This window comes from Bacillus tianshenii (assembly GCA_020524525.2).
In the GTDB taxonomy this organism is placed as follows: domain Bacteria; phylum Bacillota; class Bacilli; order Bacillales; family Bacillaceae_N; genus Bacillus_AV.
The window spans coordinates 1082764-1106990 of sequence record CP129018.1 but is presented as its reverse complement, the minus strand read 5'-3'; the positions used below and the strand labels follow the sequence as shown (position 1 = coordinate 1106990).

General features: G+C 39.8%; 28 protein-coding genes. All 28 read right to left on the bottom strand.

What is annotated here, in order from left to right; all coding sequences use genetic code 11:
- Nucleotides 1-46 precede the first annotated feature (46 nt).
- Nucleotides 47-328, bottom strand: coding sequence for a hypothetical protein (locus LC040_05500; GenBank protein WLR52361.1), 282 nt, complete (start codon nucleotides 326-328; stop codon nucleotides 47-49).
- Between the two features lie 111 nt (nucleotides 329-439).
- Complete coding sequence (locus tag LC040_05495) at nucleotides 440-937, bottom strand: chemotaxis protein CheD (protein ID WLR52360.1); 498 nt, start codon at nucleotides 935-937, stop codon at nucleotides 440-442.
- Nucleotides 930-1571 carry a chemotaxis protein CheC gene (locus LC040_05490; GenBank protein WLR52359.1) on the bottom strand — a complete coding sequence of 214 codons (642 nt, stop codon included), beginning with the start codon at nucleotides 1569-1571 and terminating at the stop codon, nucleotides 930-932. Before LC040_05490 ends, LC040_05495 begins: the two co-directional genes overlap by 8 nt.
- Nucleotides 1572-1575: 4 nt before the next feature.
- Nucleotides 1576-2040: a chemotaxis protein CheW gene (locus LC040_05485; protein WLR52358.1), complete on the bottom strand. Its 465-nt coding sequence runs from the start codon at nucleotides 2038-2040 to the stop codon at nucleotides 1576-1578.
- Nucleotides 2041-2106: 66 nt separating this feature from the next.
- Nucleotides 2107-4179, bottom strand: a complete 2073-nt coding sequence (locus LC040_05480; GenBank protein ID WLR52357.1) for a chemotaxis protein CheA — start codon at nucleotides 4177-4179, stop codon at nucleotides 2107-2109.
- Between the two features lie 15 nt (nucleotides 4180-4194).
- Nucleotides 4195-5277 carry a chemotaxis response regulator protein-glutamate methylesterase gene (locus LC040_05475; protein WLR52356.1) on the bottom strand — a complete coding sequence of 361 codons (1083 nt, stop codon included), beginning with the start codon at nucleotides 5275-5277 and terminating at the stop codon, nucleotides 4195-4197.
- Between the two features lie 7 nt (nucleotides 5278-5284).
- Entirely contained in the window at nucleotides 5285-6148 is an 864-nt protein-coding gene (locus LC040_05470) for a MinD/ParA family protein (protein ID WLR52355.1), read from the bottom strand.
- Nucleotides 6132-7292, bottom strand: a complete 1161-nt coding sequence (gene flhF, locus LC040_05465) for a flagellar biosynthesis protein FlhF (GenBank protein ID WLR52354.1) — start codon at nucleotides 7290-7292, stop codon at nucleotides 6132-6134. The genes LC040_05470 and flhF overlap by 17 nt, the downstream gene beginning before the upstream one ends.
- On the bottom strand, nucleotides 7289-9328 hold the full coding sequence (gene flhA, locus LC040_05460; protein WLR52353.1) for a flagellar biosynthesis protein FlhA: 2040 nt from the start codon (nucleotides 9326-9328) through the stop codon (nucleotides 7289-7291). The genes flhF and flhA overlap by 4 nt, the downstream gene beginning before the upstream one ends.
- A 16-nt stretch (nucleotides 9329-9344) precedes the next feature.
- Complete coding sequence (gene flhB, locus LC040_05455; protein WLR52352.1) at nucleotides 9345-10427, bottom strand: flagellar biosynthesis protein FlhB; 1083 nt, start codon at nucleotides 10425-10427, stop codon at nucleotides 9345-9347.
- 1 nt (nucleotide 10428) lies between these two features.
- Nucleotides 10429-11205 (bottom strand): flagellar biosynthetic protein FliR, encoded by a 777-nt coding sequence (gene fliR, locus LC040_05450; GenBank protein WLR52351.1) that lies wholly within the window; start codon nucleotides 11203-11205, stop codon nucleotides 10429-10431.
- 3 nt (nucleotides 11206-11208) lie between these two features.
- Nucleotides 11209-11478 (bottom strand): flagellar biosynthesis protein FliQ, encoded by a 270-nt coding sequence (fliQ, locus tag LC040_05445; protein WLR52350.1) that lies wholly within the window; start codon nucleotides 11476-11478, stop codon nucleotides 11209-11211.
- Between the two features lie 16 nt (nucleotides 11479-11494).
- A complete protein-coding gene (gene fliP, locus LC040_05440) occupies nucleotides 11495-12160 on the bottom strand; it encodes a flagellar type III secretion system pore protein FliP (protein WLR53202.1) in 666 nt (221 codons plus the stop codon).
- Between the two features lie 8 nt (nucleotides 12161-12168).
- The gene (locus tag LC040_05435) at nucleotides 12169-12897 is read right to left on the bottom strand and encodes a flagellar biosynthetic protein FliO (protein ID WLR52349.1); all 729 of its coding nucleotides are present in this window, start codon (nucleotides 12895-12897) and stop codon (nucleotides 12169-12171) included.
- Nucleotides 12898-12920: 23 nt separating this feature from the next.
- Nucleotides 12921-13283: a response regulator gene (locus tag LC040_05430; GenBank protein WLR52348.1), complete on the bottom strand. Its 363-nt coding sequence runs from the start codon at nucleotides 13281-13283 to the stop codon at nucleotides 12921-12923.
- Between the two features lie 19 nt (nucleotides 13284-13302).
- Nucleotides 13303-14625 carry a flagellar motor switch phosphatase FliY gene (gene fliY, locus LC040_05425; protein ID WLR52347.1) on the bottom strand — a complete coding sequence of 441 codons (1323 nt, stop codon included), beginning with the start codon at nucleotides 14623-14625 and terminating at the stop codon, nucleotides 13303-13305.
- Complete coding sequence (fliM, locus tag LC040_05420) at nucleotides 14615-15613, bottom strand: flagellar motor switch protein FliM (protein WLR52346.1); 999 nt, start codon at nucleotides 15611-15613, stop codon at nucleotides 14615-14617. The genes fliY and fliM overlap by 11 nt, the downstream gene beginning before the upstream one ends.
- Nucleotides 15614-15647: 34 nt before the next feature.
- Complete coding sequence (gene fliL, locus LC040_05415; protein WLR53201.1) at nucleotides 15648-16064, bottom strand: flagellar basal body-associated protein FliL; 417 nt, start codon at nucleotides 16062-16064, stop codon at nucleotides 15648-15650.
- Nucleotides 16065-16082: 18 nt separating this feature from the next.
- Nucleotides 16083-16295, bottom strand: a complete 213-nt coding sequence (locus tag LC040_05410) for a flagellar FlbD family protein (protein ID WLR52345.1) — start codon at nucleotides 16293-16295, stop codon at nucleotides 16083-16085.
- Nucleotides 16296-16352: 57 nt separating this feature from the next.
- Nucleotides 16353-17585 carry a flagellar basal-body rod protein FlgF gene (flgF, locus tag LC040_05405; protein ID WLR52344.1) on the bottom strand — a complete coding sequence of 411 codons (1233 nt, stop codon included), beginning with the start codon at nucleotides 17583-17585 and terminating at the stop codon, nucleotides 16353-16355.
- A gap of 79 nt (nucleotides 17586-17664) precedes the next feature.
- Nucleotides 17665-18054 (bottom strand): TIGR02530 family flagellar biosynthesis protein, encoded by a 390-nt coding sequence (locus LC040_05400; GenBank protein ID WLR52343.1) that lies wholly within the window; start codon nucleotides 18052-18054, stop codon nucleotides 17665-17667.
- A 12-nt stretch (nucleotides 18055-18066) separates the two neighbouring features.
- On the bottom strand, nucleotides 18067-18729 hold the full coding sequence (gene flgD, locus LC040_05395) for a flagellar hook assembly protein FlgD (GenBank protein WLR52342.1): 663 nt from the start codon (nucleotides 18727-18729) through the stop codon (nucleotides 18067-18069).
- An 11-nt stretch (nucleotides 18730-18740) separates the two neighbouring features.
- Nucleotides 18741-20054, bottom strand: a complete 1314-nt coding sequence (locus LC040_05390; protein WLR52341.1) for a flagellar hook-length control protein FliK — start codon at nucleotides 20052-20054, stop codon at nucleotides 18741-18743.
- An 18-nt stretch (nucleotides 20055-20072) separates the two neighbouring features.
- Nucleotides 20073-20657, bottom strand: coding sequence for a MotE family protein (locus LC040_05385; GenBank protein WLR52340.1), 585 nt, complete (start codon nucleotides 20655-20657; stop codon nucleotides 20073-20075).
- 8 nt (nucleotides 20658-20665) lie between these two features.
- Nucleotides 20666-21109 (bottom strand): flagellar export protein FliJ, encoded by a 444-nt coding sequence (gene fliJ, locus LC040_05380; protein ID WLR52339.1) that lies wholly within the window; start codon nucleotides 21107-21109, stop codon nucleotides 20666-20668.
- A gap of 9 nt (nucleotides 21110-21118) precedes the next feature.
- Nucleotides 21119-22432 (bottom strand): flagellar protein export ATPase FliI, encoded by a 1314-nt coding sequence (gene fliI, locus LC040_05375; protein WLR52338.1) that lies wholly within the window; start codon nucleotides 22430-22432, stop codon nucleotides 21119-21121.
- A complete protein-coding gene (fliH, locus tag LC040_05370; GenBank protein ID WLR53200.1) occupies nucleotides 22419-23162 on the bottom strand; it encodes a flagellar assembly protein FliH in 744 nt (247 codons plus the stop codon). Before fliH ends, fliI begins: the two co-directional genes overlap by 14 nt.
- A complete protein-coding gene (gene fliG, locus LC040_05365; protein WLR52337.1) occupies nucleotides 23162-24226 on the bottom strand; it encodes a flagellar motor switch protein FliG in 1065 nt (354 codons plus the stop codon). Before fliG ends, fliH begins: the two co-directional genes overlap by 1 nt.
- Nucleotide 24227: the final 1 nt, after the last annotated feature.

Genomic DNA, 24227 nt, shown 5'->3' with positions numbered 1-24227 from the left:
CTTCTTTCTACTAAAAAGACGTACTATAACTGCTTTCATCCACGCGTTATGATTCATCATCCTGTATTAAGCTTTTCACATACTCAGATGTTCGCTTAATTGCATCCTCTTCCGTAAGCTCTTGAGCTGCAAACGGTTCAAAACTCTCTTCTGGCTTTTCTGACACTTTCTTTTCAGTCTCTTTATCTCCAGACTCTTCTGTCGAAGGTATTTCATTTTGAGTCGCTTCAGTATGTGAATCCAGCTTTTCTCGCTTATCTGAAATAAAAGCAAATGAAATGGCCCAACGAATTACATAAGTAAAAAAAAAAGAATAAAAGAAAGCCAAAAACGCCTCTTATTGCCGATGTTTCAAGCGTATTATTGGGAAGAGAAAGAAATAATACAAATAAAAAACCAATTAAAGCCGTTACTAAATTTGTCAGCCATGTTCCTACCATTAAATTTCCTTAACTCCTTGATTGACAGTCCGTATATTTAGCTTGCGAGTGTGAGGGTTGAATTCAATTGTTCTTCCACTATTACCGCCTACGTCTTCTGCAGTTAGCGTAATTCGTAATCGATTAAGCTCTTGACGGACAGCTTCAACATTTCGTGGGCCGATACGCATCATTTCACTTTTTGAAGAAAATTGAAACATTTGGGCCCCTCCTGCCATTTTTGCTTTTAGTGCATATTGCCTTGCCCCGATTTTGATTAAGCGATGCAGCAACTCTTCAACAGCTGTATCAGCATATTTAGCTACGTTCAAAGAACCTGCTTTTGCAAGTGAAGACTCCGGCAGCATCACATGAGCCATTCCAGCAATTTCTTTCTGTGTGTCATAGAGCACGACACCAACACATGAACCAAGCCCGGAAGTTCTAATTAAGTCAGGAGATGTTACGACATTCATATCCGCAATTCCAACTTTAATGACTTTTGCTGTTTCATTCATTCGCCGGAACTCCTAACGCATTGAAAATCGTTGAAAAAGAATCCGGGTCAGGAAGAAGCAAGAAATGTCCATCGATTTTTTCGGCATCCGGTTTGCCTACTTCGGTTAGTGCAGTATCAATAATAATCGCATAGTCTGTTTGCTGCGAAATTTCAATTAACCCATAACTCAATACAGCCCCAACCATATCAATCGCAAGCGCAGGAACAGATGGATAAAAATGGAGCTTTGTAAAATCTGATAATGCAGATAAATAGGACCCTGATAAAATATTTCCTGTTTCTTGCAAGGCTGAAACGGAAATTTCCGAATAAGGCGGTGTATCAAAAGAACATTCCTTCACACCTGTTATTTGCTGGGTAAAACGATTTGCTTGTTCTAAAGGGAGCATAAAAAATATGCTCCCTGGTGCCTCCCCATCAATTCTAAGAAAAACTGATGCTACGACATTTTCCGAGCCGCCCATCATATCCATCATGTCATCAAATGAGACAATTCTCACATCCGGCACAGTCATATCAATCGGCTTATCGAGGAGCTGGGATAGAGCTGTAGCAGCATTTCCCGCTCCAATATTGCCAACTTCTTTTAAAATATCAAGGTGCTGATTTGTAATTTGTTTATAAAAAGTCATCGGCTTAACCCTCGATTGCTTCTTTGATTTCAATAGGGTTCAATACTTTATCAAGGTTCAGCAAAATAAGAAGACGTTTTTCAACTTTTGCAACTCCATTTAAATATTCAGCTTCAACGGAACCTACCACTTCTGGAGGCGGTTCAATCGTACCTTCAGGGATATCAATGACATCGTTTGCTGCGTCAACAATAAGACCTACTTCCATATCCCCTACGCCAACAATAATAATCCGAGTGCTATCATTGTAGTCAATCGCCTCTAAACCAAAGCGGTTCCGTAAATCAATAATTGGTGTTACGACTCCACGAAGGTTGATAACCCCTTTTACAAACTTGGCAACACGCGGAACTCGCGTAATGTATTGCATACGTTCAATTGAACGAACCTGTTGAACAGGTATCCCATATTCTTCATCTTTCAGTTGAAAAACGATAACCTTTAAATCATTTAACATGTTTTCAGACATCCCACTTTCCTCCTTTTCGATTCCCACCACACGAAAAAGGCTTATCGAAGATGATATCGCCGCAATTTATTTAATAAGCGCATTACAATCGATAATAAGTGCTACTTGACCGTTTCCAAGAATGGTCGCACCAGAAATTGCAAAAACATTCGTTAAGTAATCCCCTAACGATTTCAATACGATTTCTTGTTGACCAATAAAGGAATCAACGACTAAGCCAGCCATTTTATCACCCTTACGTACAATGACAATCGAATAGAAATCATCATCTTCTTTCTCTGTCGGTACTTCAAACACATCTTTTAAGAACACAAGTGGTACAACTTTCCCACGGAAGTCAATTACCTTTTGGTTATGAGCATTTAAGATATCTTCTTCTTTCACAATCGCTGTCTCAATAATTGATGACAATGGAATTGCATATTTTTCTTTTTGGATTTCAACCAACATGACTGAAATAATCGACAATGTTAACGGAAGCTGAATTGAGAAGATTGACCCTTCTCCTAGCTTGGAATCAATTGACACCGAACCACTTAAAGACTCAATTGTATTCTTAACAACATCAAGGCCAACGCCACGTCCTGATACATCAGAGATTACTTCTGCTGTTGAGAAACCAGAAGCCATAATTAATTCATATACTTGCTTATCTGTTAGGTTTGCTCCTGCCTCAGGGGTTACAACACCGCGCTCAATCGCTTTGTTTAAGACACGGTTGCGGTCAATACCAGCTCCATCGTCTTCGATTTCAATAAAGACGTGGTTTCCGCTATGATAAGCTTTAAGGACAGCTGTACCTGTTTCAGGTTTTCCTTTTTTCTTACGTTCTTCAGGCATTTCAATTCCATGATCAATTGCATTACGAATTAAATGAACAAGCGGATCTCCGATTTCATCAATAACAGTTCGGTCAAGCTCTGTATCTGCTCCGATAATCTCAAGGTTGATTTTCTTGCCCAAATCACGAGCAAGTTGACGCACCATGCGCGGAAAGCGGTTAAACACTTGCTCAACAGGAACCATGCGCATATTTAAGATAATATTTTGCAAATCGCCTGAAATTCGTGACATGCGTTCGACCGTTTCATGAAGTTCAGCATTATTTAAATCATTTGAAATTTGTTCAAGACGCCCACGATCGATAACAAGCTCTTCGAATAAATTCATAAGGATATCTAAACGCTCAATGTTCACGCGAATCGTTTTATTCGAAACATTTGCAGATTTTGCCTTTGCTTGTTTCTGTGGCTTTTCTTCTGTTTTTGTTGCTGCAACCTCTTGCTTAGCAGATGGAGCGGTTGGTTGTGTTGGTGCAGCTTGTTTCGTTTCTTCTTCGTTTTGTTCTTTTTTCTTTGCACGTTTGAGGGCATCGACATCAATAGTAGTAACAACAACACTCTCAAGCTCAGAAACTTTCATAATTCTTTTTTCTAAGTCTTCTGCACTTTCTTTCGAAACGAGCGTAACAGTGAAATCGTAGTCAAATTGTTCTTCTTCTAGTACATCAACAGGAGGATTTGACTTAATCACTTCACCAACTTGCTCTAACACTTCAAACGTCATAAATACACGTGCACCTTTTAGGAGACAATCTTCACGCAATGTAATGGCAATATGGTAAGCTTCAAATCCTTGTTCCTTTGACTGCTCCAAAACAGTGATTTCAAATTGATCAAATTCTTCATCAGGCTGTTCACCATTTGATTGTGTTGGCTGAACCGGTTCTTCTGTTGTTTGCGCAGGGGTGGAAAGGTCTTCACCGTTTTCAATTCGTTTTAATTGCTCTACAATTTGTTTTACGTCTCGCTTTCCATTCCCACCTTCAGCAATATCCATTACCATTGCTTCAAGGTCATCAACAGAAGCAAAAACGACGTCTAAAATTTCTGGATTTACAATTATCTTATGATTCCGAATCCCATCGAGAACATTTTCCATTTTATGCGTTAGGTTAGCAAGATCCTCAAAGCCCATCGTTGCTGACATACCTTTTAGCGTATGTGCAGAACGGAAGATTTCATTTACAATATTCATATCTTCAGGGTTATTTTCTAGCTCCAACAGCTGGTCATTCACTGTTTGCAAATGTTCTTTACTTTCGTCAATAAATACCTCTAAATATTGTTGGTTTTCCATATATTTCGCACCCCTTTACCCATGAACATGCTTTAAAATAGCATTTGAAATTTTATCTAAATGGACGACCTCATCAACAAGGTTTGTAGCAATCGCAGCTTTTGGCATCCCAAATACGACGGAAGAGGCTTCAGCTTCAGCAATCGCTATGGTACTACCACTGCTTTTTAATACATTTAACCCTTTTGCCCCATCTGCGCCCATGCCGGTCATAATCACGGCAACTTTTTGATAGTTTTTTAGCATTGAAACAGACTCAAACATCATATCAACTGATGGGCGATGACCACTTCGTGGAGGGTCTGAACTTAGTTGAATGCCTACAGAAGTTCCTACTAATTTTGTTGTTATATGGAACCCACCAGGCGCAATATACGCTGTGCCTCTTTGGATTACATCTCCATCTTCAGCTTCTTTCACTGAAATGGCGCACAGCGTATTTAAACGGTCAGCTAATGATTTTGTAAAACCAGCAGGCATATGCTGTACAATTAAAATCGGTGCGTCAAAATCACTAGGCAGCTTTGTTAAAACAGCTTGTAATGCACGAGGGCCGCCAGTTGAGGTGCCGATACAAACAATTTTACGAGCCATTTTATTTCGTTGGCGAGTCGGCCATTCAGATTGATAAGCAGGACTACTTTGTGTTTCAGCTGGCTTTGAGCGTATATTAGCAGGCGTTCCCCTTACGTTTGCTTTACTTGCCATAATCACTTTATGAATAAGATCATCTTTTATTTTATGCAAATCCAACGAGATAGCTCCTGATGGCTTGGCAATAAAGTCAACAGCTCCATATTGCATGGCAAGAACCGTATTTTTTGCATTTTCTTGTGTTGTACTCGACAGCATTACGACAGGGACAGGGTATTCAGACATCAACCACTTCAGCACATCTAGCCCATTCATTATCGGCATTTCAACATCTAGCGTAACGACGTCAGGCTGTAAATCTTTCACTTTATCAATGGCTTCTTTTCCATTGCGGGCTGTTCCGACAATTTTAATTCGGTTTGTACCCGAAAGAAAATCAGTTATCAACTTACGCATAAATGCTGAATCATCTACGATGAGTACAGTAATTTGTTGTTGAGCCATCGCCCCCCTACCTTTCTTTCAAAAATCGTTTTAGCTTTGAAATAAAACCATGCCTCGACGTACCTTCCACTTTAAAACTACTATTTTCATAACGTTTAATAATTTCTCTCATTGCTTGACTAGCTGCAGAACGTTCATCATATAGCAAAAATGGCGTTTGTTTTGACACTGCTGCTAATACAGAACGATCGTCAGGTAAATCGCCTAAATATTGCAATTTACGTTTCAAAAATTGTTCACAGACTCGTTGTAACCGATTATAGGACTGAAGGGCTTGCCTTTCATCATAGGTACGATTGACTAATAAATAAAATGGAATATCTTCTTTTCGAAGGTGAATATATTTCATCATTGCATAAGCATCTGTCATTGAGGTCGGCTCAGGCGTCGTAACGACAACCAGCTCATGAGCCGAAAGAATAAACTTCAAACTCTCTTGTGAAATCCCGGCCCCAATATCAAAAATAATATAATCATACTCTTCGAATACCGAATCCAGCTGATCAAGAAAATATTGATAGCGGTCTTCTTCCATTTTAAATAAATTTGTCATACCAGACCCGCCTGCAATATAGGAAAGATTTCCTGTTCCTATCTCAATAATATCACGAATTGGTAAGTTATGCTCGAATAAATCGACAATTGAGTGCTTTGCATTTAAGCCCATTAAGATATCAATATTGCCCATTCCAATATCCATATCAAATAACAGAACCTTTGCCCCTTTATTTGATAAACCTAGCGCAAAATTCAATGAAAAGTTTGACTTTCCAACTCCGCCTTTACCGCTTACCACTGCAATTGCTTTCGCTTCATTTTGATTAGATTGTTTCTTTAGCTTCAATCGTAGACTTTCAGCTTGATCCCTCATAGCGGTCGACTCCAAATACTTGATTAATTAAATAACGCGGCGAAGCTTCTTTTATATCATCCGGGACATTTTGCCCATTCGTTACATAAGCGACACCAATTGCATGTTTAAACGGTAAATTAATTAATGATCCGTACTTTTCTGTTTCATCTACCTTCGTAAAAATTAATCGGTCGATGGTAACTGCCTTAAACTGTTCGAAGATCCGTTCCATGTCCACATCTTTTGCCGTTAGAGCTAGCACAAGATAGGTTTCCATTTCTTTATCGAAATCGACAACACTCTTAAGGTCTTTAATATATTCTTTGTTACGAAAGTTTCGTCCTGCTGTATCAATAAAGACCTTGTCATATTCAGCGAATTTTTCCTTTGCTTTTCGGAAATCATCGATTGTATAAGCAACTTCTAACGGAATATCTAAAATTTTTGCATAGGTCTTTAATTGTTCAACAGCCGCAATTCGATACGTATCTGTTGTAATAAACGCACATTTTTTATTTTCTTTCAAAACCGAGTATGCGGCCATTTTCGCTAAGGTTGTTGTTTTTCCAACCCCTGTTGGACCGACAACATTTGTATATTTTCGATTCAATTTCACTGGGCCAAAGGAAAGGTTTGAGAATTTTTCTTCTAACCTTTGGATCAACCAGTTATACACTTCATCAAAAACAGCATCACCTTTATGCAAGTACCAGTTCTCCATTAAAGAACTAATTAATTCATCCCGAATATGAGGGTTAACATCTTGCTCTGATAAAAGGCGATAAACTGTTTGAACAGGAGCTGGATAATGAGAAGCAACACCTGAGTTATCGGAAGAGATACTTTCCATCATCGACTTAAGCTCCTGAATTTCCTTCATTAAATCAGGTGAAGAGTTCGATTTAAGGTATTCAGGTTGTTTCGGTAAAGGGATCCGGTTTTCTTCTTTCGGTACAACTATTTTTTTCGTTTGCTTCGGTGAAGATGAACCTTCTGGATCAATCGCTGCAATGACTTCGATATTTTTCTTTGCAAATAACCCAAATAAACCGCCTTTATTTATTACTTTAGAATTTAAAATAACAGCATCCTTCCCAAGCTCAGCACGAACTTTCTTCATTGCTTCAGGCATCGAAGGAGCTATGAACTTTTTTACTTTCATGCAACATCCACCACCCCTACACTCTGCACTTCAACAGTTGATTCAAGTTCATTATAAGATAAAACTGGAACAGCTGGAAGGTACGGGTCAATCAATTGCTTAATATACATTCGAATCGCAGGTGAACATAATAAAATTGGTGTTTGTTCCTGCATCGCTAAACGCTCAATTTCTGCTGAAATGTGCTCAAGTATAATTTGAGAATCATTCGGATCAAGTGATAAGAAATTACCATGCTCAGTCTGCTGTACACTTTCGGCAATTAACTTTTCGACTGTACCAGATAATGTGACGACTTTTAATGATTCTCCTTCAATAACATATTGCCGAGTAATTTGTCGTGCCAAGCCTTGACGAACATACTCTGTTAGAAGGCTCATATCATCTGTTAAACGTCCGTAGTCTGCCAACCCTTCAAAGATAACAGGCAGATTTCGAATAGACACACGCTCACGCAATAAGTTTGCTAATACCTTTTGCACATCCCCGACAGTAAGAGGATTTGGCGTTACTTCTTCAACTAGTATTGGATAGGATTCTTTCAGGTGTTCAATTAATTGCTGTGTTTCTTGACGGCCTAGCAGCTCATGCGCATTGTTTTTAACAATTTCCGTTAAGTGTGTTGAGACAACAGATGGCGGGTCGACAACTGTATAACCTGATAGTTCAGCCATTTCTTTCATTTCCTCAGTAACCCATTTTGCTGGTAAACCAAAGGCAGGCTCAACTGTATCAATTCCTTCAATCGATTCATCTTCGATCCCAGGGCTCATCGCCATAAAGTGATCCAATAATAATTCTCCTCTTGCAAGCTCATTACCCTTGATTTTTATCCGATACTCATTTGGTTGAAGTTGAATGTTATCACGAATACGAACAACAGGAACAACAAGTCCCATTTCAAGTGCAAGCTGACGACGAATCATCACAATACGGTCTAACAAATCACCGCCTTGATTAGCATCAGCAAGCGGAATAAGCCCATAACCAAACTCAAACTCGATCGGGTCAACATTCAATAAGTTGACAACACTTTCAGGGCTCTTCATATCTTCCTCTTCTTCAACTTCTTCCTCTTCGACATCCGCCGCTTCTTGCATTTTCACTTCATTTCGACTTAAGAAGTAAGCTCCACCAGCTAGCACAGCTGCTACCGGCAATGTGATAACAGGACCAATTGGGGTAAAGAGCCCAAAACCAGCAATTGTCCCCCCAGCCACGTACAATAATTTTGGATAAGCAAGCAGCTGCTTAGAGATGTCATCACCGAGATTACCTTCAGAAGCAGCACGTGTGACAACGATCCCTGTAGCGGTGGAAATTAATAAGGCTGGTATCTGACTGACAAGTCCATCCCCTACTGTTAACAACGTAAAACGCTGGGAGGCTTCTCCAAGGCTCATTTCCATTTGAACGACACCAATAATCATTCCAAAAATAATATTAATTAATACGATAATAATACCGGCAATCGCGTCCCCTTTTACGAATTTACTCGCACCATCCATAGCACCGTAAAAGTCCGCTTCACCTTCAATTTTCTTCCGACGCTCTCGTGCTTCTGCTTCTGAAATCATTCCCGCATTTAAATCCGCATCAATACTCATTTGTTTACCTGGCATCGCATCTAGTGTAAAACGTGCCGCTACCTCTGATACACGTTCTGCACCTTTCGTAATGACCATAAACTGAATAATAATAAGGATTAAGAATACAACAAGTCCAACAAGTGGGTTTCCTCCAATTACGAAAGAACCAAACGTTTCGATAACCTTTCCTGCTTCACCCTCACCAAGAATCGAACGGGTCGTGGAAACGTTTAAACCGAGACGGAATAACGTTAATAGTAATAAGAGGGATGGAAAAATCGAAAACTGTAATGCTTCCTGCATATTCATCGACACAAGTATGACAATCAGTGCAAGTGAAATATTGACGATAATAAGCAGGCTTAACAACCATGGTGGAAATGGAATGACAAGCATTGCAATAATTAAAATAACACCAAATAAGACCGATAAATCTTTTGCTGACATTCACTTCTCTCCTAACCTAAACTTTCTGTTTCAAACGGTATACATAAGCAAGCACTTCGGCAACTGCTTTAAAGAATTCTTCTGGAATGACATCGCCAATTTCAGCCTGTGCATATAAAGCACGAGCTAACGGCCGGTTTTCCACCATTGTGACATCATGGTTTTCCGCAACTTGTCGAATTTTCAATGCAACATAATCGACACCTTTTGCGACAACATATGGTGCATCTGCTTTCGTCTCATCATATTTAATAGCGATCGAATAATGAGTCGGATTGGTAATGACGACATCTGCTTGCGGAACTTCCTGCATCATACGCTGCATCGCCATTTGTCTTTGTTTTTCTTTAATTTTTGATTTGATCTTCGGGTCACCTTCAGAATTTTTATGCTCATCCTTCAAGTCTTGTTTCGACATACGAAGGGATTTTTCATGTTCAAATTTTTGATACGTGTAATCTAATACGGATAAAACGAGCAGTAATAGAGAAGCTGCAAGCCCCATCTGAACAATTAAATTTCCGATAAAGCCGACTGAAGCTTCGATGCTCTTTTGAGATAGAAGCATCACTTGGTCGAATTGAAACCATAACACCGTAAACGTTACAACACCGACTAACGAAATTTTAAGAATTGATTTCAACATTTCAACAATTGCACGTAATCCGAAGATTTTCTTTAAGCCAGAGATTGGATTTATTTTTTTCAAATCCATTTTCAGCACTTCTGTTGTAAATAAAAAGCCGACTTGCATATAATTTGCAACTACACCTGCTACCATTGCAATAAGCATAATAGGAGCTACAAGCAAAGCAGCTTGTACACTATACTCTACAAACATGCGGTGTACATTTTGCTCCGTCACATCCCAGTACACATATTCTAAGAATGCGTGGTTAAGAATTGAATACATCCGCCCGCTTATCATATCACCTGAAAACCAAAACAATAGAAAAACAAAAAACAAGATGAGGGCTGTGCCGACATCTTGACTTTTAGCCACTTGTCCCTTTTTTCTTGCATCCTGGCGTTTCTTCGGGGTCGCTTTTTCAGTTTTTTCACCTGAAAAGAATTGTAAATCAAGCTTTAAATAACTCATCCTACACGCCCCCTATTAATTCCATTAGCCCTCGCATTGTTTTCAGCATCATCACAAATAAGTCTTGAATCAACATCATAAAGATCGGCATGACCAACACTAGTACTAGAAAACTAACAAGAATTTTTAACGGCAGCCCAACAACAAATATATTTAACTGCGGGACTGTTCTTGCCACAATACCGAGCGCTACATCAACTAGGAACAAACAGCCAACAACAGGAACGGCCATTTGAAAAGCAATCAAAAACACGGTACTAAACATTTTTGTAATAAAGCGGACAATATTTTCTTCTCCAAAAGGTATTGTTAATTGATCAACCGGTATAAGACGATAGCTGTAAAAGATACCATCTAATATTAAGTGGTGCGCATTTAGTATCAGCAGCAATAACATGGCAAATGTATATAAATATTGACCCATGATTGGACTTTGTACACCTGTCTGTGGGTCAATAACGTTGGCAATCGCAAACCCCATTTGAAAGTCAATAAACCCGCCGGCAATCTGAATCGCTGTCGTTACCATGTAAGCGACAAGACCAATTAGAAGTCCAACCATCACTTCTTTCAAGACAAGCATGATATATAAACCATCAATTGCGATATCAGGCTTATCAATCGTAAAGAACATTAAATAACTCATCAGTGCTGCAAGTCCAATTTTATGGGTAGACGGAATATTACGATACGAAAATAACGGCACAGTTATAAAAAAAGAGCTGACCCTTACAAGAATAAGTAAAAAGATAGGAAAATCATTAATAAATTGCGTCATTCGTTACCCTATGTAATGGTGCAAGTTATTTAAGATTTGAAAGGTAAAGTCAATTAGTTGTGTTAGCATCCATGGACCAAAAAAAATCAAGCCCAATAATACCGCAACAATTTTCGGGATAAAAGCAAGTGTCTGCTCTTGAATTTGTGTCGTCGCTTGGAAAATACTAACCAGAAGACCGACGCCTAACGCCAACCCTAAAAGCGGCAATGAAACCATTAAAACGGTGTTAATCCCTTTCTCTGCAATACCTATTACAAATTGTGCATCCATTTCGCGGTCAACCTTTCTAATAACTTGCAAGCAATGACTTTACGACTAAATACCAACCGTCTACTAATACAAATAATAATATTTTAAAAGGTAAAGAAATCATAACAGGTGGAAGCATCATCATCCCCATTGACATCAAAACACTGGCTACAGCCATATCAATAACTAGAAAAGGCACAAACACCATAAATCCGATTTGAAAAGCTGTTTTTATTTCGCTTATTGCAAAGGCAGGCACAAGTGCTGTTAACGGGATATCCTCAATCGTTTCCGGTCGCTCCATTTGCGCATAATTTAAAAACAGTTCCAAATCCTTTTGCCTCGTATGCTTGCTCATAAAATCTTTCATTGGAGCGGCGGCCTTATCAAAAGCTTCTTCTTGCGTAAGCTCCCCTTCTAAAAAAGGCGTTAACGCTTGCTCATTCACTTCTGAAAAGGTCGGGGCCATAATAAAAAAAGTTAAAAATAAAGCCAAGCTAATTAGCACCTGTGTTGGCGGCATTTGCTGCGTTGCCAACGATGTTCGCACAAACGAAAGAACAATCACAATACGAGTAAAGCATGTCATCAAGACGAGAATGCCAGGAGCTAATGATAAAACCGTTAAGAGAAGGATTAATTTAATCGTAGTCGACACATTTGCCGGGTCATCATTTAATAATGTTGGATCAATACCCGGAATAAAATCATTCACTTGTCGTTCTCCTCATCTTTAATGGAATCATAGATTTCCTTCCTTCCCTTCGCCATTTCATCCAGCTGCTCCTTCAATTGGTTCTTAAATTGGTCCTTATGCTTACTTTGGCTTTCCTTTGTTGGACGATTCAATAACCGTGCAAACAAGTCCGTGTTCGGTTGTAGTGATAATGCTTTGTGTTGGGCCTCGATAATCTCTGCCACTTCTTCTTCTGATTCAATTTCTTTAATAAGCGTAATCGTTTCGCCAACGCCTACGACAAGGATTCGTTCTCCTAGGCGAACAATTTGAATGGAACGGTTATTACCCAAGGAAATCCCACCGACGTTTTCCAACGCCTTCGCATTCCCAAACACTTTGTTCTTTTGGTTGACGAGACGAAGAAGTAAATAAATAAGGGCGACGACAAAAAAAAGCGCAAAAAAAAGCTTCACTAAATCAAGCCATGAAAAACTACCTTCAAATGTAGGAGGTGCTTCATTCGATTGATTGTCCAGCTCCTCATTTTCTGTCCCTGGCTGTTGTTCATTTTTTTGTTGCGGTGTTGAAGTCGTGTCCTTCTGTTCTTGTTGTTTTTTATCTTGCATTTCTTTTAAGTATTCATCTACTGTTCCCTCAGAGTCACTACTAGGCCCATTTTGGCCTTCCGCATAAGCAATTGGCCCATGCGGAAGAAAGAGAATGAATAGTAAAAGTGCAAGTATGCGAACGCATTTTTGCAACAAGTGTTGCCACCTCTTTTACATTATCCCAAAGTTTTCTTAATTGCTTCTAATACACGATCAGCTTGGAAAGGCTTTACGATAAAGTCCTTAGCCCCTGCCTGGATTGCGTCAATTACCATCGCTTGCTGACCCATTGCGGAACACATAATGATCTTAGCCTCTGGGTTGATTTTCTTAATTTCCTTTAGAGATGTGATTCCATCCATTTCAGGCATTGTAATATCCATCGTTACAAGATCTGGGTTATGCTCTTTATATTTTTCAACTGCTTGTGCGCCATCAGCAGCTTCATCAACAACCTCAAATCCATTTTTTGAAAGGATATCTTTAATCATCATGCGCATAAATGCTGCATCATCAACAATCAAAATTCTTCCTGACATCTTCTCATTCCCCCGTTAATTATTGTAATTTTTTCATTCGTTCTTTTTGACTAATAATATCAGTTACGCGAACACCGAAGTTTTCTTCGATGACCACGACTTCCCCTGTAGCAATTAACTTATTGTTGACTAAAATATCAACAGGTTCACCTGCTAGTTTATCTAACTCAACAATTGACCCTGGTGACAACTCTAATATTTCTTGTACAGAACGCTTTGTACGCCCTAACTCAACTGTTACTTGGAGTGGAATATCCAACAACATATTTAAGTTATTTGCTTCTTGAGGCTGTAAGTTTGGTGCCCCAAATGAAGTAAATTCTGCTGATTGAACATCAGGGTTCTGCCCATAAAATCCGCCGCCAATATGCTGCGGCCCTGTTTGAGGCGGCATCTGCTGCATTGGTGGTTGCTGATAATACCCTGGTGCAGGTTGCTGCGGATACGGCTGCTGTGGCGGATACCCTTGCTGTTGATATGCCTGCTGCTGGTATTGTTGGTCCATCTGTGGTTGTGGCGGCATTTGTTGCTGTTGCTGCATGCCATAATCAGGTGGTGGCGCCTGTTGCTGTGGTGCTTGCGGCTGAGGTGCCTGCTCCTGTTGTGGCGGCTGACTTGGCTGAGCTGCTTGCTCTTCTTGTTCCTCCTCACCTTCTTGTGGAGGGTTCATTAAGTTATCAACCAATTCTTTTGCAAAATCGACAGGCAACAACTGCATTAAGTTGGAATCAATTAAATCACCAATTTTTAAGTTAAAAGAGATTTGGACGAACACATCCTCATCTGGGAGTCGATCTGTTCCATCTCCATCTTTCACATTCAAAATATCAATTGCTGGAGGTGAAATGTCGACTTTCTTACTAAACACCGTTGACATTGAAGTCGCAGCTGAACCCATCATTTGGTTCATTGCTTCTTGAACAGCACTTAATTGAATTTCTCCCAAATCTTCTGAAGGATTTGTCCCATCTCCGCCTAACATCAAATCAGCAATTATTGCCGCATCTGTCGTCTTAATGACGAGGATGTTAGAACCTCGAAACCCAACTGTATATTCAACCTCAATGGCTACATAAGGGTCCGGGAATTCTTCCTGCAGTTTCGCTTTTTGAATAATCGAAACACGCGGAGTTGTGATATCTACCTTTTGGTTTAATAGTGTGGACAAGGCAGTTGCGGAACTCCCAAAGGAGATATTCCCAACCTCTCCGAGTGCATCTTGTTCAATCGCAGATAGATAATCATCGACTGATGGCTCATCACCGCCTCCTCCGTCATCATCATCGCCACCGCGAAGGAGTGCGTCAATTTCGTCTTGACTTAACATATCATCACTCACCATCGTCGTCACCTCCTTTTATAGTGTCAAGAATTTGTACGGCCATTTTTGTACTTTGTTTTCCAGGCTGTACAAGGAATTTTGGTCTTTCTCCAGCTTGTAGCACAAGTGGTTGATCAATTTTTTGCTCCAGCTGAATGACATCTCCAACATTGATGTTCAGAAATTCATTTACTGAAATCGTTGATTCACCTAAAACAGCTCTTAACGGAACACTTGCTCGTTTCAAGCGTTTCTTAAGCAATTCAAGCTCTTCTGGCTCACGTTCTTTCTTCGTTGACTGCATCCAGTAGTGAACCGACAGCTTAGGAATCATCGGTTCTAGTACAACATGCGGAATACAAATGTTAATCATTCCGCTCGCTTCCCCAATTGTAGTATTAAGGGAAATAACGACAACTGTTTCATTCGGAGAAACCATTTGTAAAAATTGTGGATTTACCTCAAAATCCGTTAAGATCGGGTCGATATCTACTACAGAAGCCCAAGCTTCTCTAAGATTATCCACTGCTTTCTCAAATAAGTTAGACATAATCTTCGTTTCAATTTCCGTTAACGATTCAACCTTATTAATGCTTGCCCCCCGGCCGCCTAGGGTGCGGTCCATCATCGAATAGGCAATGTTCGGATTAACTTCCAACACAATGCGCCCATCTAATGGCGGGACTTCGAATACATTTAAAATTGTCATTTTCGGAATGGAACGAATAAATTCTTCATATGGAATCTGGTCAACAGATGCCACTGATATTTGAATATACGTGCGAAGCTGTGCCGCAAAAAATGTCGTCAACAACCGCGCAAAGTTCTCATGAATTCGTGAGAGACTCCGAATCTGATCCTTCGAGAAACGAAGTGCCCGCTTAAAATCATAGACTTTTACTTTTTTCTGTGTATCTTCTTTCTTCAGCTCTTCCGCATTCATTTCCCCTGTTGAAATAGCGGAAAGCAATGCATCTATTTCACTTTGGGAGAGAACCTCTTCAGCCAAACAGCTTCACCTCCTCTTACCGCTTCGCTCCCCATCACTGCAAGATGAAGTCTGTAATAAATACTTTTTCTATTGTGCCTTCCTGCATAATTTCATTCAGGCGCATCTTCAGCATGCTTTCGAGTTCTTGAAGATTCTCTTTTCCTTTGAAATCTTCAGGCTTCATCGACGAAAGCTCTTGAATAATAATATTGCGAACTTGGAAATTACGTTTCTCTAATTCTTCCTTTGCTTTTGTGCTGTCTGTTGTAATTTTAAATTTAATACGAATAAAATCATTGCTCATGAGATTTGTCGTAATCTCTTCTGTTTCAACAGACTGCTCTAATATTTCATCAATTGACGGTTCTGCTGCTTCCTTTGAATCCCCGGTAAAGTTCATCACGACAAACAGTGCAACAACCCCAATTAAGGTAATAGCCGCCAATACAATTAACATAATCGTTAACATTTTATTCTTTTTAAACAACTATTCCCCCTCCGCATCCTTTGGAAATCCAATAATGGAAATCTCTTTATAAAATTCCTTTATTAACAGAATAACATCTTCTTCCTCTTCCCGCACGACAAATTTTTTACCATTTGTTAGCGTAATCGTCGTATCCGGAAACTTTTGCACTTGTTCTATGTATAAAGCATTTAATGAAAACTGCTGACCATTCAATCTCGTAAGTGTAATCAAAATGGAGGGGCACAGGGCAAACCGCCCTGGCCCTTTCCCTCCCTTTATATCAAGTTATTAACGTTTCAAGTTATTAAGCTCTTGCAAAATTTCATCTGACGTTGTGATAATACGAGTATTCGCTTGGAACCCACGCTGCGCAACGATCATTTCTGTGAACTCTTCTGAAAGGTCAACGTTGGACATTTCGAGTGAGCCACCCGCTACTGTTCCGCGGCCATCGCCAGGCGTACTAATATTTGCAGGACCTGAGTTGATCGATTCTTGGTATAGATTGTTGCCAGCTTTGCTAAGACCACCATTATTAGAGAATGTAGCGATAGCAAGGTTTGCTAATGTTACAACCTGCCCGTTTGAAAATACACCGTTAATTTCACCTGATGAACCAATGTTGAAGCTTTCGAGAGAGCCTTGAGTGTAGCCGTCAGCCTTTGCTACAACATTTATAGAACCTCCACCTTTAGTTAAAGAAGTGATATCAATATTTAAGTTATTAATTTTATCATCAGTAGTTGCAGTGGTATCCCCATCAATATCAAAATTTGTTAAAGCTGTAGGATTAGATGTTGGTAGAGAAGATAAATCAATTTTGAAAGTTGCTGTAGTACTAGTACCAGCATTGTAATCCTCTACTGCTTTTCCTATAAAAACATCCCATTTGTCCTCAGCTGTATTTACATACATAACATCTACTGAATATTCATTTCCATCTTTAGCAACCATTTTGACTTGCTGTGTCATTTTAGAACCGACTTTTGCTTGAGTTGGTAAATTTCCTTCTAACGTTAAGTTCTTAGTTTCAGTAGTTGGCATAACAGCATTTGTACTAACAGTAATATCGCCTAAGTTATTAGATACATTTCCTTGGTCATCTACAGGGTAACCTTGCACCTTCATCCCATCCGCAGAAACCAATGTACCGTTATTATCTAAATAAAAATTCCCTGCACGTGTGTAAAATTGCTGGTTCCCTCGATTAACAGTAAAATACCCATCACCTGAAATCCCTAAATCTAAGGAGCGTCCAGTCGTTTGCAAACTACCTTGAGTTGCAATCGTATCGATTGAAGCCATTGAACCACCTAAGCCGACTTGCATCGGGTTTGTTCCCCCACGGTTATCAGTTGCAGCACTTGCGCCTGCTACTTGCTGGTTCATCATATCTTTAAACGTCGTACGTCCTTTTTTATAACCAAATGTGTTTACGTTCGCAATGTTGTTCCCGATGACATCTAGTTTTGTTTGGAAGTTGCGAAGACCCCCGATACCTGAATACATTGAACGAAGCATATAATGTTTCCTCCTTTAGGTTCACGCTGTTTCAATCAGTCCACAGCGTGGCGGCTTCCTTTATAGGTCCAGCCGTTTGTTATTCCTTATCCATTAAGATTGTGCCGTTAATATTTGTAAAAATCTGTGACGCTGCTTCTTGCCGGTCCATGGCCGTAATAACGGTATGGTTTTTTGCGCTGACGACAAGAGCTGAGTCTGCGGTTAGTACAAGTGCATCGCGAACTCCTTTTCGTTTCGCTTCACTTACTCTTTCTGAAATCTTATTCCATTGCGCTTCATTAATCGTAATATTGCGTTCAGCTAGCCGTTGTTTCGCATGCTTGCTTACTTTAAGTGTGTCATTCTGTTCGATTGTTTTCGTTAATTGTTCTTTAAATGAAACAGTCGCTTGCTGCTTCGTTGGCTCCTGTTTCGTTCTACGTATTGTCGGCAATGGCTGCTGCAAGTGATTGATGCGGTGATCCATTTTCTCACCTCTCTAACTGTTCGCTACTTTAATAATGTCACTTCCCTTAATTGAATGGTCATTGTCTAAATGATAGATAGCCGCTCCATCTTTAAAGCTAACTGACTCAACAACTGCATTTCGAAGTTCTTCTTCCTCTGTATCTGGATTCATTTCTGTCCATGTGACAGCTTTGCCAATTAATGTGCTTGCTTCGGAAATCATTTTGTCGCGCGGATTGGAATAGTTTTGTTCTCGAATCTGGACCACTTCTTTTTCGGTAATGACTTTTCCATCTGCAAGAATAAATAAAAGATTTCCTTTATCATTCACTTCAACGGAATCAACAACGCTTCTGCCCGCTTCGACTTGGTCTTCTGCGCCATCTTCTCCTTTGACTTCACGCATCCAGCCAACTTCTTTTCCAACCATTTGGCTAAATGACACCAATTGGGCTTTTTCTTCTGTTTTAATAAACTTTTGCATCGTTTCATTCAAATTTGTCATTTGCTCTAAGGAAGAGAACTGTGCCATTTGCGCGATAAATTCACGGTCATCCATCGGATTAGATGGGTCTTGATTTTGAAGCTGTGTCATCAAAATTTTAATAAATGCATCTTTATCAAGCGCACTTTCGCCGCCTGTTCTCTTCTCAGGTGGTCTATTTTGTAAATAAAGACTTGGATCAATGTTCACCTAGCATCACCCTATGTCATGATATTTAATAATTCTTCTTCAAATGATTCTGCAAATGATTTTGCTTGCTCATCATTTTCTTGAGAAGGTTCTTGTTCCTGCTCGTTTTGCTGACCATTTGGGTTTCCTTGATTCTCTTTAAATGGTTGATATTGCTGTTGGTTTTGAAGGTTTACTTCAAACTTTTCAACCTGCACATTCTGTCCGCTAAACAGATGGCGTAGTTGATGAATGTTCGATTCAATTAAATCCTTTGCTGATTGGGTAGAAGCAATAATCCGCGCTGCCATTTCACCATTCATCTGCACAAGCTTTATTGACAATGTCCCCAAATGCTCTGGGTTCAGCTTTAATGTTAATTGTGCGTTGCCGTTTGTAAATGAAGCAAAGCGGCTGTTTTGCATTATCTTTTGAAACTGTTCCACAAATTGCTGCTGCATCGATGGCTTTGCTTGATTTGGATTCAACTGAATCGTTTGCTGCAAGCGTTGTTGTGGCTGCTCACTATCTAACCGGACACCAATTTGCTCAGTTTTTGTATTAAGAGAATCTAACACTTGTTTCACGCCCTGAGGTAAGCTCTGCTTATCTTCAGTACGATTTTTTTCTCCTTTTAACAAAGCGTGGTTTATCGTGTTATAGAATCGGTTATTAAGGGAATGTAAATCTTTTTTCTCATTCGGTATGTTGTTAGCTAAGACTTGCATCACACCTTTATCCTCTTTCCCAGCTTCCTTCGTTAGTGCTTTGACGAATTCGGCTAGTGAGGCTATTTCTTTCCCTTTTGGCAGCTGCACTTGTGCTTTGATGTTTTCGAGCATTTTCGAGAATAGCTGTTGCTGCTCTTTGCTCATTTGTTTCTCTAGGTTTGTCATCCCCATCAGCATCGCTAGGAATTGTTCTTTTGGCTCCCATCCCTTTATTGATTCCAATATACCTTCCATTGTTGAGTTATTTTGGAAGAGGGATTGAAGTTTCTGTGACAATTCTTGCGGTAAGCTGCTTAGCAACGCTTGCATGTCTTCTGTTTGGAGAAGACTTAGGTTAAGGTAACCAGCTTCGATTGGAAGTTGTTCGATCGCCTCTTGTAAGTCTTCACCCAATGTTTCGACAAATTCTTTCATATCTTTAGGAGGTTCAGCTTGTTTATTTGTTTCTGTGTTTGTACTGGCTGCTTTTGATTGAGCGCTTGCTTCAGTTGGCTCTGATGAAGCTTCGCTTAACTGTGAAGCAAATGAACGATTACTGTCATTTGACTCTTTGCTTTTTGTTGACTGCTTTTGTGCAGGGGCTGATTGATTTACTTGCATCACTGCGATTTTCATTTTTTCACCTCCCTTCAATTAATCGGCTGATTGAACGCCTTCTTTAATTAATTGACTAATTGTTGCTGCTTTGGCTGGTTCCATTTCTTCAAAAATAGCTGCTCGATTACGGTTGGACATTTGGTCGATAATTTCTGCTGCTTCCATATTTTCAAGCTCCTGTATAACAGCTGCCGCTTCTTCTGGGTTCATGCCAGCATATGTCTTTGCAAGGCCGTTTATTTTTTCAAGCCGTTGTTCTTTTGTAATTTGCTCACTTTTTTGTTGTTCATTTAACTGGTCGAGTTCTGCTTGAAGTCGTTCAATTTGCTGTTGCTTTTGGTCGACTTCTGATTGCAGCTCATCAATTTGGGCTTGTTGGTTTTTAATCTCTGCTTGAAGCTCAAATCGATTTGTTTGCGGCTCTTCTGTGCTGTCTTTCACATAGTTTGAAACGACAGGGATTTTGCTTCCATAATCTTTCGCCAAATCAAACACATTATACCCAGCAACAGTGAGGACAACGAGCGATAAGGTGATGGCAAAAAGAAATGGAATAATAATGACGAAAAAGAACCATTGCACTTTATTATACTTTTTTTCATTATTTTCAACTTGTTCCATAAACACACCTAATTTCCGCGATGCATATATTGTTGAAGAGAAATTTCATCCATTAATTTCTTCTCTTCATACTCAATTGTTTCTTTATAAATGATTTGCTGTTTCTCTTTCATTTTCTCAAACTTCTTAACTTCGATATTCTTCTCAATCAATTCTTCTTCTTTTTCACTCATCTTTGCTCTAGCTTGGGCCACAAGCTGTTGATAATGCATAATCGACTGTTCAAGTGCTGCAATAAATCGCTCTGTTTGCTGAATTTGTGAAATGGAGATTCCTTGTTGTATTTGCTGCCCTTTCAATATCGCCAAATCTTCTTTCTTTTTAAGTAGTTCATACAATTTCTGCCCTACTTTTTCAAAGGCCTCGATCGATTTGTTGTATTCACCGGTTAGTTCATCTTTTTCTCTTTCTTTCAGGCCCATAACTCTTTCTAATTTGAATTGAAAAGACATACAGCGTCATCATCCTCTATTCATAAGTTGAACAAGCTCTGTTATCGCACCGTCTTTGGAAACTTTATCTTGTACACCTTGTTTAAGAAACGATGTAATTTGTGGATAGTATTGAATCGCCTCATCTACTTCTTTTGAAGAACCTCTTTTATATGCACCGATATTGATTAAATCCTCAGATTCGATATATTTTGACAACAAATTTCTTAAATACTCGGCAGAACGCCGGTGGTCTTCACTAACAATGTTGTTCATCACACGGCTAATGCTTTTCAAGACATTAATGGCTGGAAACTGCCCTTTATTTGCCAAGTTTCGGTCTAACACAAAGTGTCCATCCAATATCCCGCGTACCGTATCTGATATTGGTTCATTCAAATCATCACCGTCTACTAATACTGTGTAAAATGCTGTAATCGTGCCGTGTTGATTCGTACCCGTACGTTCTAATAAACGTGGCAAAATGGAGAAAACAGATGGTGTATACCCTTTTGTTGTAGGTGGTTCTCCAACTGCTAAACCAACTTCACGCTGTGCCATTGCAACGCGGGTTACAGAGTCCATCATAAACATCACATTATGCCCTTTATCACGGAAATATTCAGCAATTGCCGTAGCTGTATAGGCGCCTTTAATCCGCATTAATGCAGGCTGGTCACTTGTAGCCACGACGACAACGGAACGTTTTAAGCCTTCTGGGCCTAAATCTCTTTCAATGAACTCCCGAACTTCACGGCCACGCTCTCCGATAAGCGCAATAACGTTAATGTCTGCCTCTGTATTTCTCGCAATCATCCCCATTAACGTACTCTTTCCGACACCACTTCCAGCGAATATTCCGACACGCTGGCCTTTGCCAACTGTTAGTAAACTATCAATCACTCGAACGCCTACTTCAATTTCTTCATTGATTGGAGGCCGTTTCATCGGATTAGGAGGTGATTGTTCTGTCGGTACACCCGTTAACCCTTTAGGAAGTGGTGTTTCATCAAGTGGATTCCCTAATGAATCAATCACACTCCCAATCAGGCCCATTCCAACTTTTACTTGAAGCGGTTCTCCTGTCGCTTCAACTAAGTTTCCAGGCGAAATATCTGTTACATCTGTATAAGGCATTAAAATAACGTCTTCATCACGAAATCCAACGACCTCTGCTTGAACCTTTCGCTTATGACGTCCCCCGACATGGATATAGCACAAATCTCCAATAGAAGCTTCCGGACCTTTTGATTCGATCATGAGACCGACGACCCGAATGACCTTACCAAACCTTTTATAAGAATCGATCATTTCAATTCGTGAAATGAGTTCAGCTGCTTTCATGCCCATTTTCCTCCTCTAAAACTTGGAGAAGTTTAAGCTTAATTTCATTTAGTTGACTATCAATACTTGCATCAATTCGACCAAAGGAAGATTCAATCAAACATTGAAATTCCTGCATCTCATCGTTGGGATAAATATACAACTCTGATGTCGGACGAGTAAATAGAGCCAACAGCTCATCTTTGTGGGTCAAAAGTAGCTCATATTTTGTAGGGTGCACTTGAATTTGAATATTTTCATGTTCTTTTACTTCCCGAATGGCTCTTCTCACTAAGTGCATATAATAGTCTGGGTCTTCCTCTAACTTAGTAGCCAGAATTTTTTCAGCTGCCGTAATCCCAAGATGAAGAATTGTATACTCTGAATCTTCAAGGTGTTTTTCATAATCAAGCTTTGCAGCCCCTACCACTTGCCTTGCTTCTTCAATGATTGCCGCATATTGCTGATACCCGTCTTGTGTGCCTTGATCATAGCCGGCTGCATACCCTTCCTGCTTCGCCTGCTCAATCAATTGTTGCTTCTCTGTTTCCCAGTTCAGACGTTCTTGCTCTACTTGCTGAAGCATTTCTTGTGAATATTGTTCAGCTTCTTGCCTAATCATTTGTGCCTCTTCATGTGCCTGTTGGATGATTTGGTCTGCCTCTAGCTGAACGTCTCTTGATTCTGGTTGGGCTTCTTCATTTTGAGGTAGATTCGCATCAGATGAATTTTCAAGCGAACGTACCCCAATTACTTTCTTACCTGCTTTCTCATTGCTTGTATAATGTGACTTAATAACCCTAAGACAATGATATCATCTCCGCCACCGCGTGCTACGACAATTTCGCCAGCTTCTTCTAAGCGACGAATAGTTGCCACAATCCGCGTTTGGGCTTCTTCAACATCTCGCAAGCGAACAGGACCCATAAATTCCATCTCGTCCTTAAATGTATCAGCCATCCGTTTGGACATATTTTTGAAAATAATGTCTTTTACTTCTTCACTTGAAACTTTAAGTGCAAGCTTAAGGTCTTCGTTTTCACAATCACGAATAATACGTTGGATCGCACGATTATCAAGCGTAACGATATCTTCAAATACAAACATACGCTTCTTAATCTCTTCTGCAAGCTCAGGGTCTTGAATTTCAAGCGCATCTAATATTGTTCGCTCTGTACTTCGGTCTACACCGTTTAACACTTCGACTACAGCCTCGATACCGCCTGTTTGTGTGTAATCCTGTGTGACAGTAGCTGACAACTTACGCTCTAAAACCTGCTCAACTTCATTAATGATTTCAGGAGAGGTGCTGTCCATGATCGCAATCCGCTTCGCGACATCTGCTTGAACCTCTTGCGGAAGCTCTGAAAGAATTTGCCCTGCTTGCTCAGGAGCTAAGTAAGATAACACTAAAGCAATTGTTTGCGGATGCTCGTTTTGAATAAAATTCAAGATTTGACCAGGGTCCGCTTTACGTGCAAAGTCAAACGGTCTTACCTGTAGTGAAGCAGTCAAACGATTAATAATGTTTGATGCTTCACTTTCTCCGAGTGCTTTTTCGAGTACTGTTTTTGCATAACCAATACCGCCCTGTGAGATATAATCTTGCGCAAGGGCAATTTGATGAAATTGTTCGAGTACATTTTCCTTTTGGTTATTTTCTACTTTTTTCACACTCGAAATTTCAAGGGTAAGTTTTTCGATCTCTTCTTCACTTAAATGTTTGTATACTTGGGCCGAGACATCCGGCCCAAGTGATATTAACAAAATGGCTGCTTTCTGCCGCCCTGTTAAATCTCCAGAACTGATTGCCATT

Bases quoted from the DNA above. Each gene is read 5' to 3' on its own strand.
- LC040_05495 (WLR52360.1), bottom strand. From the start codon at position 937: ATGAATGAAACAGCAAAAGTCATTAAAGTTGGAATTGCGGATATGAAT.
- LC040_05490 (WLR52359.1), bottom strand. From the start codon at position 1,571: ATGACTTTTTATAAACAAATTACAAATCAGCACCTTGATATTTTAAAA.
- LC040_05485 (WLR52358.1), bottom strand. From the start codon at position 2,040: ATGTCTGAAAACATGTTAAATGATTTAAAGGTTATCGTTTTTCAACTG.
- LC040_05480 (WLR52357.1), bottom strand. From the start codon at position 4,179: ATGGAAAACCAACAATATTTAGAGGTATTTATTGACGAAAGTAAAGAA.
- LC040_05475 (WLR52356.1), bottom strand. From the start codon at position 5,277: ATGGCTCAACAACAAATTACTGTACTCATCGTAGATGATTCAGCATTT.
- LC040_05470 (WLR52355.1), bottom strand. From the start codon at position 6,148: ATGAGGGATCAAGCTGAAAGTCTACGATTGAAGCTAAAGAAACAATCT.
- flhF (WLR52354.1), bottom strand. From the start codon at position 7,292: ATGAAAGTAAAAAAGTTCATAGCTCCTTCGATGCCTGAAGCAATGAAG.
- flhA (WLR52353.1), bottom strand. From the start codon at position 9,328: ATGTCAGCAAAAGATTTATCGGTCTTATTTGGTGTTATTTTAATTATT.
- flhB (WLR52352.1), bottom strand. From the start codon at position 10,427: ATGAGTTATTTAAAGCTTGATTTACAATTCTTTTCAGGTGAAAAAACT.
- fliR (WLR52351.1), bottom strand. From the start codon at position 11,205: ATGACGCAATTTATTAATGATTTTCCTATCTTTTTACTTATTCTTGTA.
- fliQ (WLR52350.1), bottom strand. From the start codon at position 11,478: ATGGATGCACAATTTGTAATAGGTATTGCAGAGAAAGGGATTAACACC.
- LC040_05430 (WLR52348.1), bottom strand. From the start codon at position 13,283: ATGTCAGGAAGAATTTTGATTGTTGATGATGCAGCATTTATGCGCATG.
- fliY (WLR52347.1), bottom strand. From the start codon at position 14,625: ATGGTGAGTGATGATATGTTAAGTCAAGACGAAATTGACGCACTCCTT.
- fliL (WLR53201.1), bottom strand. From the start codon at position 16,064: ATGTTAACGATTATGTTAATTGTATTGGCGGCTATTACCTTAATTGGG.
- flgF (WLR52344.1), bottom strand. From the start codon at position 17,585: ATGCTTCGTTCAATGTATTCAGGTATCGGGGGTCTTCGCAACTTCCAA.
- LC040_05400 (WLR52343.1), bottom strand. From the start codon at position 18,054: ATGGATCACCGCATCAATCACTTGCAGCAGCCATTGCCGACAATACGT.
- LC040_05390 (WLR52341.1), bottom strand. From the start codon at position 20,054: ATGAAAATCGCAGTGATGCAAGTAAATCAATCAGCCCCTGCACAAAAG.
- LC040_05385 (WLR52340.1), bottom strand. From the start codon at position 20,657: ATGGAACAAGTTGAAAATAATGAAAAAAAGTATAATAAAGTGCAATGG.
- fliJ (WLR52339.1), bottom strand. From the start codon at position 21,109: ATGTCTTTTCAATTCAAATTAGAAAGAGTTATGGGCCTGAAAGAAAGA.
- fliI (WLR52338.1), bottom strand. From the start codon at position 22,432: ATGAAAGCAGCTGAACTCATTTCACGAATTGAAATGATCGATTCTTAT.
- fliG (WLR52337.1), bottom strand. From the start codon at position 24,226: ATGGCAATCAGTTCTGGAGATTTAACAGGGCGGCAGAAAGCAGCCATT.